Here is a 13,580-nt window from a genome sequence, read left to right as displayed (position 1 = left end):
CATCTTTCGGCGCTGCTCGCGGCGTTGAAGCTCGACCTGCATCCCACCTGAAGCGTGGGCGCCGTTTGACCCGCGCGCATCGCCGAACGGGTGCGCGAGACGCGGCCCCGCGCGGCTTCTTTGCTGATGGGGCTGTGGTGCCGCTTACAGGACTCGAACCTGTGACCCCCGCATTACGAATGCGATGCTCTACCAACTGAGCTAAAGCGGCAAGTGGCGCGTGTGCCCTTGAGGCGGCGGCGCTTAGCAGGGGCGGGGCGGGGTGGCAAGCGCAACTCGCCGATCATCGCTTTACGCATCGTTTACCACGGCGGGTGCATGACCGTCGGCGAAGATCGGGCGAGCCAGCGCCGGTCAGAAGGGTGACGTTATGGGTATGGCGCGAGTGCCGGGCGATCAGGCCGCGAACCGGCCGTCGGGGGGGGCGGGCCATCCGTTCGACATCGGCACCGACGAACGGCGGATGCATGTTCGCGCCTATAACTACTGGGTTTCGTTGCTGGGCGGGCGGGCCTATCCCTCGATCGAGGATCTCGATCCGGCAAACATTGCCGATTTCGGTCCGAACAGCGTGCTGCTGGATTTTTCGCTGGGGATCGAGGACCCCTCGATCCAGTATCTTGGCCGTGCGCTGCGCGAGGAATGCAGCGTCGAATCGAACATCCGCAAGATCAGCGAAGTGCCCAGCCGGTCGCTGCTGTCGCGGCTGACCGATCATTATCTTCAGATCATCGCCAATCGCGCGCCGATCGGGTTCGAGGCCGAGTTTGTCGGCCAGTCGGGCCACAACACGCTGTATCGCGGCATTTTGATGCCGTTTTCGTCCGACGACGACACGATCGATTTCATTTACGGCGTCATCAACTGGAAAGTGATGGTCGACGACGAGACGCAGGTGCGCCTGGCGGCTGAGGTCGAGGCGGCGCGCCGCGACCTGCCGCGCGTGGCGGCGGAAACGCCTGCCGCCTGGGCCGATGGTCCGTCGGGCGGGTTCGATGCTGCCGCCGAAGCGCCGTCGATGGTCGAAGATGCGCCCGGTCCCGGTGCCGGTCTGGGCGACCTGCTGGCCCATGCCCGCGCCTGTGCCGGCGAAGTCGACGCCGCTGATTCGCGCACGCGCACCGCGCTGTATCGCGCGCTGGAGCGGGCCTATGCCTTTGCCGAAGCCGCTGGCGCCGACCCGCAGGGTTACGGCGAATTGCTGGAGGATGCAGGGTTGAAGGCACAGGCGCGCGCGCCGATGACCCCGATCGTCAAGCTGGTGTTCGGTGTTCAGCACGACAAGACGCGCCTGACTGAATATGCCGCGGTGCTGATGCACGCGCGGCGCCATGACGTGCCCGTCGACGGCTTTGCCACGTTCCTGGCGAGCGCATCCGGCGGCATCAAGGGACTGGTCGCGGCCGAACGCGCCGCGCGCCGGCCCGCCGAACGCCCCGACAGCTTTGCCACCGCCGCCGCCGCGCTGCGTCAGCGCGCGACCATCGCCACGGTGCCGATCGCGGCGGGTGACGACGAGTTCGTGCTGCTCCTGGCACGCGCGGGACTGGACGGGATGCTGGAGGTCGTCGCCCGCGTCGAAGGCGAAGATGCACTGACGGAAAAGGCCGTTCGCCGCGCAGGTGCTTGAGCGCGTGCGCTGATGGGCGCATAGGCGGGCAATGCTGAAAAAGACAGGCACGACGCCGGCCAAGGCGATCGAATCGCGCTTCTTTGCAGAGGCGCTTCCGGGAGAGATTGAAGGGCTGGGCAAGGCCGAACGTGCGGATGCCGCGCGTTTCGTCGCCGAGACCGCCGCCACGCGCAAGGCCGGGCGGCCGGCGATCGCGGTGGGCACCTTCATGCGCGATGAACGACGCCGGATGCGGCTGGCCGTTGTCAACGACGACATGCCGTTCCTGGTCGATTCGATCGCCGCGACCATTGGCGCCGTCAACACCCCGATCGAGCGCATCATCCACCCCGTCCTGCGCGTCGTGCGCGATGACAAGGGCGTGTTGATCGACGTGAACGACGCCGCTGACAGCGCCGCCGAATCGATGGTCTACATCGAGATGGACCGGCTGGACGCCAAGGAGCGCCGTGAGCTGGTCGACGCGATCGACCGCACGCTGGGCCATGTCCGCCGCGCCGTGGCCGACTGGCCGCGCCTGCGCGAGGCGTTGAGCGCGGATGCCGACGCGACCGAGGATGACGAGGGTGCGGCGCTGTTGCGCTGGTTCCTCGACAACAACCTGACGCTGCTGGCACACGAGCGCTGGCTGGTCGAGGGCGGCGCCACCGAAGCGCTGGGCATCGCCGCCGAACCGCTCGACACGCCGCTGCTGGCCGATTCGTCGCGCGAACTGGCGGTCGAATGGTTTGCCAAAGGGGGCCGCGCACCGCTGCTCCTGAAATCCAACTGCATCGCGACGGTGCACCGCCGCGTGCCGATGGACCTGATCCTGTTGCCGGTGAAGGATGGCGAAAAGGTCATCGGCCTGTCGATCCATGCCGGCATGTGGACCAGTGCCGCGTTGCACAGTGCGCCCGCCGACGTGCCGTTGCTGCGTCGCCGGTTGAAGGCGCTGACCGACCGTTTCGGCTTTGACCCGCGCGGCCACACCGGCAAGGCGATGGCGCACGCGCTGACCGCGCTGCCGCACGACCTGACCACCGCGTTCGACGATGCCGCGATCGAACAACTGACGTTGACGGCGATGTCGATCGCCGACCGCCCGCGCCCGCGGCTGGTGCTGGTCCGCAGCACGCTGGGCCGCCACTTGTTCGCGTTCGTCTGGCTGCCGCGCGACGAATTGACGACCGGGCGGCGCGAGGCGATCGGGACGATGCTGGCCGATGCCGCCAATGCGTCGCTGCTCAGTTGGTCGATCAGCCTTGAGGACGGGGAAGTCGCGCTGATCCGCTATACGCTGGATTTGCGCGGGGCCGGGCGGATGCCCGATGCCGAGGCGCTGGATCAGCGGCTGGTGCGGATGATGCGCGGCTGGTCGGCGGCGGTCGAGGCCGCACTGACCGAAAGCGCGGGCGCGAGCCGCGCGACGCGGCTGGCGCTGCGTTATGCGGGCGCGTTCCCGGTCAATTACCGCAACGCTTCCACGCCCGAAGAGGCCGCGCACGACGTGTTGCGGATCGCCGAGCTTGAGGGACCGGATGACCGTCAGGTGCGTATCCTGCCCGACGACAATCCGGAAGACGGGCGCTTCCGCATCAAAATCTATCGGCAAGGCGGTGCGTTGCCGCTGTCGGATGCGGTGCCGGTGCTGGAGAATTTCGGCTTTCGCGTCATTGCCGAGCTGCCGACATTGCTCGACGGCGATGAACAGGTGGTCATCCACGATTTCTATGTCGACGTGCCCGGCGCGCCCGACGCCGAAAAGCAGATCGACCATCCGATGGTCGAGGATGCGATCCGCGCGGTCCTTGAAAACCGGGCGGAGAACGACGCGTTCAACCGGCTGGTGGTCGAAACCGGCACCTCGCCTTTGTCGGTCGTGCTGCTGCGCGCCTGGTTCCGCTATCTGCGCCAGACGGGCCTGCCCTATGGCCTGGGCACCGTGGTCGACGCGCTGCGTCACGCGCCCAAGGTGGCATCGGGCCTGATCGCGCAGTTCCAGGCCGCGCATGATCCGTCGCGCAACGGCGACCGCGACGCCATTGTCGCCAAGGCGGCGAAGGCGATCGAAACGGGATTGGACGCGGTGTCGGCGATCGACGAGGACCGCATCCTGCGCGCGATGCGCGGCGTGGTCAACGCCACGCTCCGCACCAACGCATTCGCCCCCGCCGCGAACGAGGCGCTGGCGTTCAAGCTCGATTCGGCCAAGGTGCCGGGCCTGCCGCAACCGCTGCCATGGCGCGAAATCTTCGTTTATTCACCGCGGGTCGAGGGCATCCATCTGCGCGCCGGGCCGGTCGCGCGCGGGGGCCTGCGCTGGTCCGACCGTCGCGACGATTTCCGCACCGAAATCCTCGGGCTGATGAAGGCGCAACGCGTGAAGAACGCCGTCATCGTGCCGACCGGCGCGAAAGGCGGCTTTTATCCCAAGCAATTGCCGTCGCCCACCGATCGGGAGGCCTGGCTGGCCGAGGGGACCGAGAGCTATCGCATCTTCATCCGGTCGTTGCTGTCGATCACCGACAACATTGTCGAGGGCGCGGTCGTGCACCCGGAACAGGTCGTCATCCATGACGGCGAAGACCCCTATTTCGTCGTTGCCGCCGACAAGGGCACGGCGACGTTCAGCGATGTCGCCAACGGCATCGCGCAGGAGCGCGGCTTCTGGCTGGGCGACGCCTTTGCCAGTGGCGGGTCCAAGGGCTATGACCACAAGGCGATGGGCATCACCGCCAAGGGCGGCTGGGTGTCGGTCCAGCGCCACTTCCTTGAAATGGGCGTCGATGTTCAGAGCGACAGCATCGATGTGGTCGGCTGCGGCGACATGTCGGGCGACGTGTTCGGCAACGGGATGCTGTTGTCGAAAGCGATCCGCCTGCGCGCGGCGTTCGACCATCGCCACATCTTCCTCGACCCCGATCCCGATCCGGCAACCAGCTGGGCGGAGCGCGACCGGCTGTTCGCGTTGCCGCGATCGAGCTGGGCCGATTATGATCCCAAGCTGATCTCCAAGGGCGGGGGCGTGTTCGCGCGCACCGAGAAATCGATCAAGCTGTCGAAACAGGTCCGCGAACTGCTTGGCATCGACGCCGCCGAAATCGATCCCGCCGGGCTTATCAGCGCGATCCTGAAGGCGCCGGTCGACCTGATCTGGTTCGGGGGCATCGGCACTTACATCAAGGCCGGGCACGAGAATAATGCCGAAGTCGGCGATCCCGCCAACGACCGGTTGCGCGTGAACGCCGAACAGGTGCGCGCGAAAGCGATCGGGGAGGGGGCCAATCTGGGCGTCACCCAGGCCGCGCGCATCGCCTTTGCCACGCGCGGCGGGCGTATCAACACCGACTTCATCGACAATTCGGCGGGCGTCGATTGTTCGGATAACGAGGTCAACATCAAAATCGCGCTGAATCGCGAAGTGATCGAAGGGCGGCTGAAACTGCCCAAGCGCGACCAGTTGCTCGAATCGATGACCGATGAGGTCGCGCATCTGGTGCTGGAGGATAATCGCCTTCAGACGCTGGCCTTGTCGTTCATGGAAAATGACGGCGCCGTCGCGGTGCCGAGCTATATCCGCGTGATCGAAATCCTTGAGGCCGCCGGGCGGCTGGACCGCGCGGTTGAGGGGTTGGGCACCAACGAGGATCTGATGCGCGCGGCGCAGGAAGGGCGCGGGCTGACGCGTCCCGAACTGGCGGTGCTGCTGGCCAGCGCCAAGCTGGCGCTGCAGGATGCGGTCGAGCATTCGCGGCTGGGCACGGATCCCGAACTGGAACCCGACCTGATGGCGGCGTTCCCCAAGCCGATGCAGAAGAAGTTCGCGATCGCGATCCGCGAACACCGGCTGCGCGGCGAAATCGTCGCGACCAAGCTGGCCAATCGCGTCGTCAACCGGTTGGGCGTGCTGCATCCCTTTGAACTGGCGGAGGAGGAAGGCGCGGCGATGGCCGACATCGCGGCGATGTTCGTCGTCGCGGAACGACTGTTCAACCTGCCACAGCTATGGGAGCAGATTGAGGCCGCCGACATGCCGGAGGGCGCGCGTCTGGCGTTGCTCGATGAAGTGGCGGTCGCCGCCCGGTCGCAGGTCGCCGACCTGCTGCGCGTCGCACCGTCGGGCGTGTCGCCGGGCGACATGATCGCCCGCCTGAAACCGGGCATCGACAGCCTGGACAAGCAGACGCGCGAATTGCTGCTTGAGGAAGCCAGCGCACAATCGGCGCGCATCGCTGCCCGGCTGGAGGAAGCGGGCGCGCCGACGGCGCTGGTGCGAAAGGTCGTCCGCATCTTCGAACTCGACGGCGCGGTCGGGCTGGCCGATCTTGGCGAGCGGCTGGGTATCGAGGAAGCGACGCTGACGCGCGCCTTCACCCGGCTGGGTCACGCACTGGGTCTCGACTGGGCACAGGCCAACGCCGCGCGCATCGGGTCGGGCGATCCGTGGGAGCGGTTGCTGATCGCCGGACTGGCACGCGATTTCCAGCAACTGCGCCTCGATTTCCTGGCGCGGCACGGCGACAAGGACCCGCAAAAGGCGGTCGACCAGTGGCTGGACGACAATGCACCCCGCGTCGAGCAATTTGCTGCCCTTGTCGCGCGCGCGCGGCGTGCGCCATCGCCCAGCGCGGCGATGCTGGCGCAGATCGCCGGGCAGGCGCGGGTGCTGCTGGCGCGCTGAACGGGATTTTGCGGGCCGGGTTCGCCTGGTCCGCAAACCCGGACCGATCATTAATCTCGATCAGCAATAATTTGTTGCAGTGCAGTGCGAGTATTGCAACGCAGCCACACCTAGCTTGGCTTTCGTCGCGGCATCGGGTCGCGGCGCGGTGGATCACCGTGCGCCCGTTCATGGTCGCACGCCTGCCGCTTTCGACAATCGAAAGGGCGAGAAAATGCTGGGATTTCTGGACATCGATGCCCTGTCCACGGCGTTCGGGTCGGCATCCAACGATGTCGCCAGCGCGCTGATTGTCGTGACGGTGCTCTGCCTGTTCGCGGCGATCGAATTGTTCCGCGCGCGCTGAGCTACCGAACATTTCTGGGATATTCGAACGACAGGAGTATGTCGATGCGAGTAACGGCGTTTCCGGGTGCCATCATGATGGCAGGGCTGCTGGCTGGCTGTGGCACCAGCGATGCGTCCAGCCATGACGACAACAGCCATGTAGTGCTGCGTAATCTGGCAGAGACCGAGATTGCGGCGCCCAAACCCGATTATCTGAAGATACAGGGTGAATTGGTGGCCACCCCGTCGGACCAGGCATCACGCTATTATCTGTTGCGCCGACATCGCACGCTGAACGACACCGATATCGCGATTCTGCGTCAGGAAAAGAACGGCCGCGTCGCCTATGCCCGAACCGAAGTGGATTGTGCGCGCCGGCTGTTCCACGTCGTCGGCGTCGCGTCCAGCCGCGGGCGCGTCGAGAGCAATGTCGCACATGATGGCCCGCTGCGGTCGATCAGCGGCCTGCCGCTGCGGCAGGAATTGGCCCGGCATATCTGTGAACAGGCGGGCACGCCGCTGCCTAGGGTCTGAGCCTGCGATTACCGGGTGACGCCCAACTGACGATTGGCCCATTCGGCAAAGATCGTCATGTTGGGCGTGTCGGTATGGCCGCCGTCATGCTGTCGCCACGCCAGCGCGCCGTCCAGCAGCCCGGTCTTGACCGGCGGCAGCTGAACCGCACGCCAGTCGTCGCCCAGCCCCAGATCCTTTGCACCCAACAGGCGATATACCCGGCCCGCCGCCACCGCCGCCATCAGGCTGCCGCGATGGTCGAGCCAATGGGCGTCGCCCTGTTCGGGGATGCCATAGCTGATGAAGATCGGCCGCGGGGCGCACAGCGCGATCAGCATGTGCGAATCGACGGGCAGTTCGCCGGGATTGCGAACATCCCGGCCTTCGGCGGCGCCATAGCGCATGAAATTGCCCGCCATCCAGTAATGCGCGCCGCTGGCCAGGCTGGTCACGCCTTCCCCGAAATCGCGGCGCAGCAGGGTGGTGCCGCCCTTGCCCGACGATCCGACCAGCGCGGTTGCAAAGCGCTGGTCGAACGCGGCGGCGATCAACGCCGCCTTGCCATAACGCGAGACCCCTTCGATCCCGATGCGCCTGGCGTCGATGGCGGGATCGGCAGCCAGAAAATCGAGCGCGCGGCTGGCGCCCCAAGCCCAGGCGCGCAGCACGCCCCATTGTTCGGGCGTGCGCGGTCGTCCGCGATTGGCGAGGCCGATGACGCCGCGTGACAGCCCCTCGCCATTGTCGGGCTGGATCGTGTCGGTATCGAGCATGGCATAGCCCCATCCCGCCGCGATCAACTGATCCGGACGGGGCAGGTCGCCATGCGCGTCGCGCTGGGGGAAACGGAACGGCGGCTGTTCGTGGAGCATGAACGCAGGATGCGCGTCGAACACCGCTTTAAGCGTCGCATCCTGAGCGATCAGCAGCCGCTTCATCGCCGCGTCGATGCGCTCATATTCCGCGCGGTTGGGCTGGGAAGGAGCCGGAAACTCGTCGCGGCCATACATGATGAGCAAGGGCACCGGTCCCTTGACATCGGCAGGGATCACCACGGTCATTCGGATCGCAACGTCGATATCGGGCGCAGACGAATTGTCGGCATGGCCGATGACACGGCGGGCGATAACGGGGGTGAAGCCTACGCGTTGCCGGTCGGTGATCGTCACGCGCCAATCGATGCGTGGCGCGGTCGCGGGCACTTCACCGTAGACTTCGCGGGCATAGGCGGCGAGGATTTCGGGGCGGCGCAACTTCCACCAATCATCGGCGGTGCGGACCGGCTGCCCGTCGTTCGTCACCAGCGGGTCTGGCAGGTTCGGATAGGGATTGGCGCGCGCTTCGTCATAATTGGCGGCGTTTGGTGCGTCCCGGTCGGCGGCGGGGCCGGGGATCAGGCGGGTCAGCCCCAGTTGTCGCATCATGTCGGCACGGTGCTGGTCGCTGCTCATTGCTGTCTGCGCGGCAAGTGGCGCGGCGACTGCCGATAGCGCTAACATAGCCGCACGCGCAGCATTCACGGCCATTCGGTTCCCTCCCTTGTCAATCGGCGCGCGGCTGTTGCCGTCGCGCCGTCCAGTCTCAGCCGCGCTTCAGGATGTCGAGCGCGGCGGCGGTCATCCCCTCGGTCGCGGTGGCAATCACCGCCTCGGCATCGGGCGCCCAATTGGGGCTGTGAAGCGAGGGCAGGCCATCGCCGCCCGCCGCCTGTGCCGCCGCCCATTTGTCCGCCGGCACACCACCCACCCAGAACAACAGGCTTTCGACATTGTCCTTGTCGGCCAGATAATAGCGGCTGAAATCCTCACCCACCATGGCCGCGGGCACATCGCGCACCCGCTCCGCGCCGAAGCGCGCGATGAACAGGTCGCGCACCCGCCCGGTCAGCGGATCGGTGTTGAAGGTGGCCGGGGTGTTCACTTCCTTGACCGACATCACCGGCATCCGGTCTTCGGGAATGCCGCTGGCGATTGCTTCACCGCGCGCGATCCGGGCGATGCCGTCCAGCAGCAGCTTGCGGGTCTTGTCCTCATAGCTTCTGACCGTGATCAGCAGCGTTACTTCGTCGCCGATGATGTTGTGGCTCGATCCGCCGCGAAAGCTGCCGACGGTGACGACGGCGGGCGATTGCGGATCGTTCTCGCGGCTGACCAATGTTTGCAGCGCCATCACGATCTTTGCGCCCAGCACCACCGGGTCCCTGGTGCCTGACGGATAGGCGCCGTGCCCGCCCACGCCGCGCACTTTCAGATCGACGGTATCCACGGTCGCCAGCGCAAAGCCGGGCCGGATGCCGATCGTGCCTGCGGGCAGCGAGGCGCTGTCGTGGAACGCGATTACGGTATCGGGCTGGGGGAATTTGGAATACAGCCCGGCGTCGAGCATCGCCTTGGCGCCCAGACCCTTTTCCTCGGCAGGCTGGGCGATCATCACCAGCGTGCCCGACCAGCGACCCTTCAATTGCGCTAGATTGTTCAGCGTGCCCACCCATGCACTCATGTGCGTGTCGTGGCCACAGGCGTGCATCACGCCGGTTTCCAGCCCCTCGTCCGTGGTGGCACGCGCTTTCGACGCGTAGGGCAGGCCGGTCGCCTCGACCACGGGCAGGCCGTCCATGTCGGTGCGGATCAACAGCGTCGGGCCGTTGCCGTTCTTCATCACCGCAACGACGCCGGTGCCGCCCACCCCTTCCGTCACGATAAAACCCGCCTTGCGCGCGGCATCGGCCATCAGCTTTGCCGAGCGATTCTCCTTAAAGGCGAGTTCCGGATGCGCGTGCAGGTCGCGGTAGAGCGTCGTCAGCGCCGGCATCTGCGCCGTCGTCGCATCACGCACGGCTTCCTGTGCGGCGGCGGGGCTGGCGGCTGTCAGCAGGGCGGGAATCAGTCGGCGCATCGTCATCCTCATGGCGCGGGGATCAGTTCGACCACATCAAGCTGCGATTCGAAACGCGGCCAGGGCAGCGACAGGCGCCAGCGACGCTCGCCCACCCGCTCCAGCACCCCGGCCATGTCGCGGTCGCGGTCCTGCCCGTAGTCCAGCGCGCGCTGTTCGTCGCCCAGCGCAAGGGTGCCCAGAAAGATCATGCGCGACGGCCCATCGGGAAATAACAGGCCGACCGGGCGTTGCGAGCCGGTTTCCTTGAACAGGCTCAGCACGTCGCCCTCGTCCCCGACGCGGCAATTGAAATAGGGATAGGGGGTGAAGGCAAGCCCGGCGGCGCCCGCCGCGCCCAGCTTGAACACCCGACAGCGATAGCGGCCCGGCGGCGGGGCCGGATCGGCGAGCGCATGGTCCGGGTGGAACAACTGACCCTGTTCGCGGATGGCGGCGGGCGCGGCAGCTTGCGCCGGGGGGAGTGCGGCCATCCACGCATCGCGCCATCGTCGCAGCCGGTCGCGGTCATGTTCGGTGGCGACGGTTCGCCATCCCGCCGGTGGCGCGGCATCGGCCGCCGCGCGCACCGGCGCATCGTCCAATCGGGCACCGCCGCAAGCAGCGGTCATCAACAACAGGCCAAGCACGACAACGCGTTTCGAAAATCTGGTATGCACGCCCCCATCATGGCGCATGGGCGGCGTGCGTCAATCGCGCATTTTCAAGGACCTGTGCGGATCCAGGTCAGGCCGTCCAGCCCCCGTCGATGGACAGGTTCGTGCCGGTGATCTGCGCCGCTTCGTCGCGGCACAGGAACAGCGCGAGTGCCGCCACCTGTTCGGCGGTCACGAACTCCTTGGTCGGCTGCGCGTCGAGCAGTACGTCGTTGATGACCTGTTCGCGCGTCAGGCCGCGCGTCGCCATGGTATCTGGAATCTGCTGTTCAACCAGCGGCGTCCAGACATAGCCTGGCGAGATCGCGTTGACCGTGATGCCGAAGGTCGCGGTTTCCAGCGCGATCGTCTTGGTCAGGCCCGCAATGCCGTGTTTGGCGGCGACATAGGCGGACTTGTTGGGGCTGGCGACCTTGGAATGCGCCGATGCGGTCGAGATGATGCGACCCCATTTGCGCTCCTTCATGAACGGCACCGCAGCGCGCATGACGTGAAAGGCCGACGACAGGTTGATCGCGATGATCGCGTCCCATTTCTCGACCGGGAAATCCTCGATCCGCGAAACGTGCTGAATGCCCGCATTGTTGATGACGATGTCCGGCCCGCCCAGTTCGTCATGCGCGCGCCGGACCATCGCGGCGATGGCATCAGGCTTGGTCATGTCGGCATCGTCATACAGCGCGCGGACGCCGCTGGTCGCTTCAAGCGCGGCGCGTTCCTTTTCAATGGCGTCGGCGTCGCCAAAGCCGTTGATGACGACGCTCGCACCTTCCGCCGCCAGCGCCTTGGCATAGGACAGGCCGATGCCGGAGGTCGAACCCGTGACGATCGCGGTCTTGCCTTTAAGGAACATGGGGCTGGCTCCGTTCAGTTCGAATGGCGGCTGGGTGTCAGGTCGAACGCGGCGGTGCGGCCGTCGACGATATTCTGGGCGAGCACGCGCGACTGCGCCATGGTTTCGGCGATCGCGGTGTGGCCCGATTGCCAATGCTCGCGCATCGTGCGCTGCGAAAACTCATAATCGCGGCTGCCGCCCTCCCAGGCATTGGCGCGGTTGATGAGCTGGACCAGTGACAGCGGATGCTCGGTGGCATAGCTGGCCAACGCGGCGACATCGGCGTCGTCGGCCATGTCGTCAGGCAGCTTGTCCAGCACACGGCGGATCGCCTCGCGCACCTTGCGCCGCCGCACGGCTTCAGCCGACACCTGTCGCGTGCGGCTGGAATAGCGGATTTCCTTTTCGCGGGCCATCACGTCCATCATCGTCTTGGGCGGATCGGCGTTGGCGGCGAACAGGTCGCACTGGAACACCAGCATCGGTTCGGCCTGATGCTCCAGCACATGCGTCAGCGGCGTGTTGGAGACGAGGCCGCCGTCCCAGTAGAGCAGCCCGTCAATGTCGACCGGCGGCAGGCCCGGCGGCAGCGCGCCGGATGCCATGATGTGTCGCGCGTCGAGCCGACAGCCCATGCGATTGTCGAAATAGGTGAAGTTGCCAGACTGAATCTCGACCGCGCCGACCGAAATCCGCACCGGCCCGTCATTCAGAAGGTCCCAGTCGATCAGCTTGTCGAGCGTCGCGCGCAGCGGTTCGGTGTCGTAAAAGCTCATCGCCCCGCAACTGCCCGGCGCCGCCAGGAAGGGCGGCCAGATGCGCGGTTTGAAAAAACCGGGCACCCCCTGCGCCATGACGGCCATCGCCGACCATTCATGCACCGCTTCGCGCACGCGGTCGTCCTGCGGAATAGGAAAGCTGGGCAAACCGGCGGTGATCGTGTCCCAGAACGCGCTCAGCCGCTCGACCCGGCGTTCGGGCGGATTGCCCGCAATGATCGCGGCGTTGATCGCGCCGATTGAAATGCCCGAAATCCAGTCAACCTCGACCTCTGCCTCTGACAGAGCCTCGTAAACGCCCGCCTGGAAACTGCCGAGCGCGCCGCCGCCCTGGAAGACCAGCGCCACGCAATCGGGCAGAGGCATCGCCTGCCGGCTGTGGCGGCGGTGACGGGGCGCGGGGCGTTCGACATCGGCCATGGCATGGTTATGGGGCGGGTGTTGCGGTGCATCAATGGCGGAAGACGCAAAAATCGGCGTTGTCACTTGCAACGGCCTGCCACTCTCACGCATTTCAGTCGCGTAACGAACAACACAGGTGGGCAGGCAATGCGCCTCGACGATTTCGATCCCAGCGACAATGTCCGCGATCTGGGCCAGGGCAGCGGCGGCGGCGGGGGATTTCCGCTGCTGGGCTTGTTGCCGCTGTTTCTGGGGCGCGGCATGGGGTGCGGCGGCATCGGCATGTTGGTCGTGGTCGGGCTGATCTTCCTGTCGATGAGCGGTGGGCTGGGTGGCCTGCTTGGCGGCGGCGGCGGCCAGCCACAGGTGCAGCAGGGGAGCGGTGCCGGGGGTTCGGGCGCCAGCGTGTGCAACACCGCCGAACGTCGCTTCGCGTGTCAGGTGCTCGCCTCCACCGAGCAGACCTGGGGCCGGTTGTTCCAGCAGCAGGGTCAGCGCTATGCCGAACCCACGCTGAACTTCTATCAGCGCGGCGTGTCATCGGGCTGCGGCGCGGCAACCTCGGCGGCGGGGCCGTTTTATTGCCCGCCCGATCAGGGCATCTACCTGGACACCAGTTTCTTTGACGAGCTGGAAAACCGGTTCGGCGCGGCGGGCGATTTCGCTCAGGCCTATGTCATCGCGCATGAAGTGGGCCACCACATCCAGAACCTGACCGGCGATGCCCAGCGCGTCAGCCAGGCGCAGCGCACGCTTCCCACCGAGCAGGGTAATGAAATGTCGGTGCGGCTGGAATTGCAGGCCGATTGCTACGCCGGGGTCTGGGCATATCAGAACCGCGACCGGCTGGAGCCGGGGGATATCGAAGAAGGCC

General features: G+C 66.3%; 10 protein-coding genes and 1 tRNA gene. 5 read left to right on the top strand and 6 right to left on the bottom strand.

Going from position 1 to position 13,580, the window contains the following annotated elements; genetic code table 11:
- Window positions 1-135 precede the first annotated feature (135 nt).
- Window positions 136-211 (bottom strand) — tRNA-Thr (locus VL973_RS05110).
- 159 nt (window positions 212-370) lie between these two features.
- Between VL973_RS05110 and VL973_RS05105 the strand changes: the two genes are divergently transcribed.
- The 4 genes from VL973_RS05105 (at window position 371) to VL973_RS05090 (ending at window position 7,157) form a co-directional block, all read left to right on the top strand.
- Window positions 371-1,630 (top strand): PAS domain-containing protein, encoded by a 1,260-nt coding sequence (locus tag VL973_RS05105; RefSeq protein ID WP_325282952.1) that lies wholly within the window; start codon window positions 371-373, stop codon window positions 1,628-1,630.
- A gap of 31 nt (window positions 1,631-1,661) precedes the next feature.
- The gene (locus VL973_RS05100) at window positions 1,662-6,296 is read left to right on the top strand and encodes an NAD-glutamate dehydrogenase (RefSeq protein WP_325282951.1); all 4,635 of its coding nucleotides are present in this window, start codon (window positions 1,662-1,664) and stop codon (window positions 6,294-6,296) included.
- A gap of 214 nt (window positions 6,297-6,510) precedes the next feature.
- The gene (locus VL973_RS05095) at window positions 6,511-6,642 is read left to right on the top strand and encodes a hypothetical protein (protein WP_325282950.1); all 132 of its coding nucleotides are present in this window, start codon (window positions 6,511-6,513) and stop codon (window positions 6,640-6,642) included.
- Between the two features lie 44 nt (window positions 6,643-6,686).
- Window positions 6,687-7,157, top strand: coding sequence for a hypothetical protein (locus VL973_RS05090; RefSeq protein WP_325282949.1), 471 nt, complete (start codon window positions 6,687-6,689; stop codon window positions 7,155-7,157).
- An 8-nt stretch (window positions 7,158-7,165) separates the two neighbouring features.
- On the opposite strand, the gene VL973_RS05085 is transcribed toward VL973_RS05090, so the two are convergent.
- The 5 genes from VL973_RS05085 to VL973_RS05065 all read right to left on the bottom strand — a co-directional run bounded on the left by VL973_RS05085 (window position 7,166) and on the right by VL973_RS05065 (window position 12,724).
- Entirely contained in the window at window positions 7,166-8,590 is a 1,425-nt protein-coding gene (locus VL973_RS05085) for an alpha/beta hydrolase family protein (protein ID WP_325282948.1), read from the bottom strand.
- Between the two features lie 130 nt (window positions 8,591-8,720).
- Entirely contained in the window at window positions 8,721-10,034 is a 1,314-nt protein-coding gene (locus VL973_RS05080) for an amidohydrolase (protein ID WP_325282947.1), read from the bottom strand.
- An 8-nt stretch (window positions 10,035-10,042) separates the two neighbouring features.
- Window positions 10,043-10,693, bottom strand: a complete 651-nt coding sequence (locus VL973_RS05075; protein ID WP_325282946.1) for a DUF4893 domain-containing protein — start codon at window positions 10,691-10,693, stop codon at window positions 10,043-10,045.
- A gap of 67 nt (window positions 10,694-10,760) precedes the next feature.
- Window positions 10,761-11,543 (bottom strand): 3-hydroxybutyrate dehydrogenase, encoded by a 783-nt coding sequence (locus VL973_RS05070; RefSeq protein WP_325282945.1) that lies wholly within the window; start codon window positions 11,541-11,543, stop codon window positions 10,761-10,763.
- Window positions 11,544-11,557: 14 nt separating this feature from the next.
- A complete protein-coding gene (locus tag VL973_RS05065; RefSeq protein ID WP_414712196.1) occupies window positions 11,558-12,724 on the bottom strand; it encodes a DUF3734 domain-containing protein in 1,167 nt (388 codons plus the stop codon).
- A 129-nt stretch (window positions 12,725-12,853) separates the two neighbouring features.
- Here VL973_RS05065 and VL973_RS05060 point away from each other — a divergent pair.
- The coding region (locus tag VL973_RS05060; protein WP_325282943.1) for a neutral zinc metallopeptidase at window positions 12,854-13,580 on the top strand (727 nt) is incomplete at its 3' end.

It is taken from the genome of Sphingomonas sp. (genome assembly GCF_035490575.1).
In the GTDB taxonomy this organism is placed as follows: Bacteria; Pseudomonadota; Alphaproteobacteria; order Sphingomonadales; family Sphingomonadaceae; genus Sphingomonas.
Note: the sequence above shows the minus strand (reverse complement) of the source record. Positions and strands in the feature narration are given on the sequence as shown.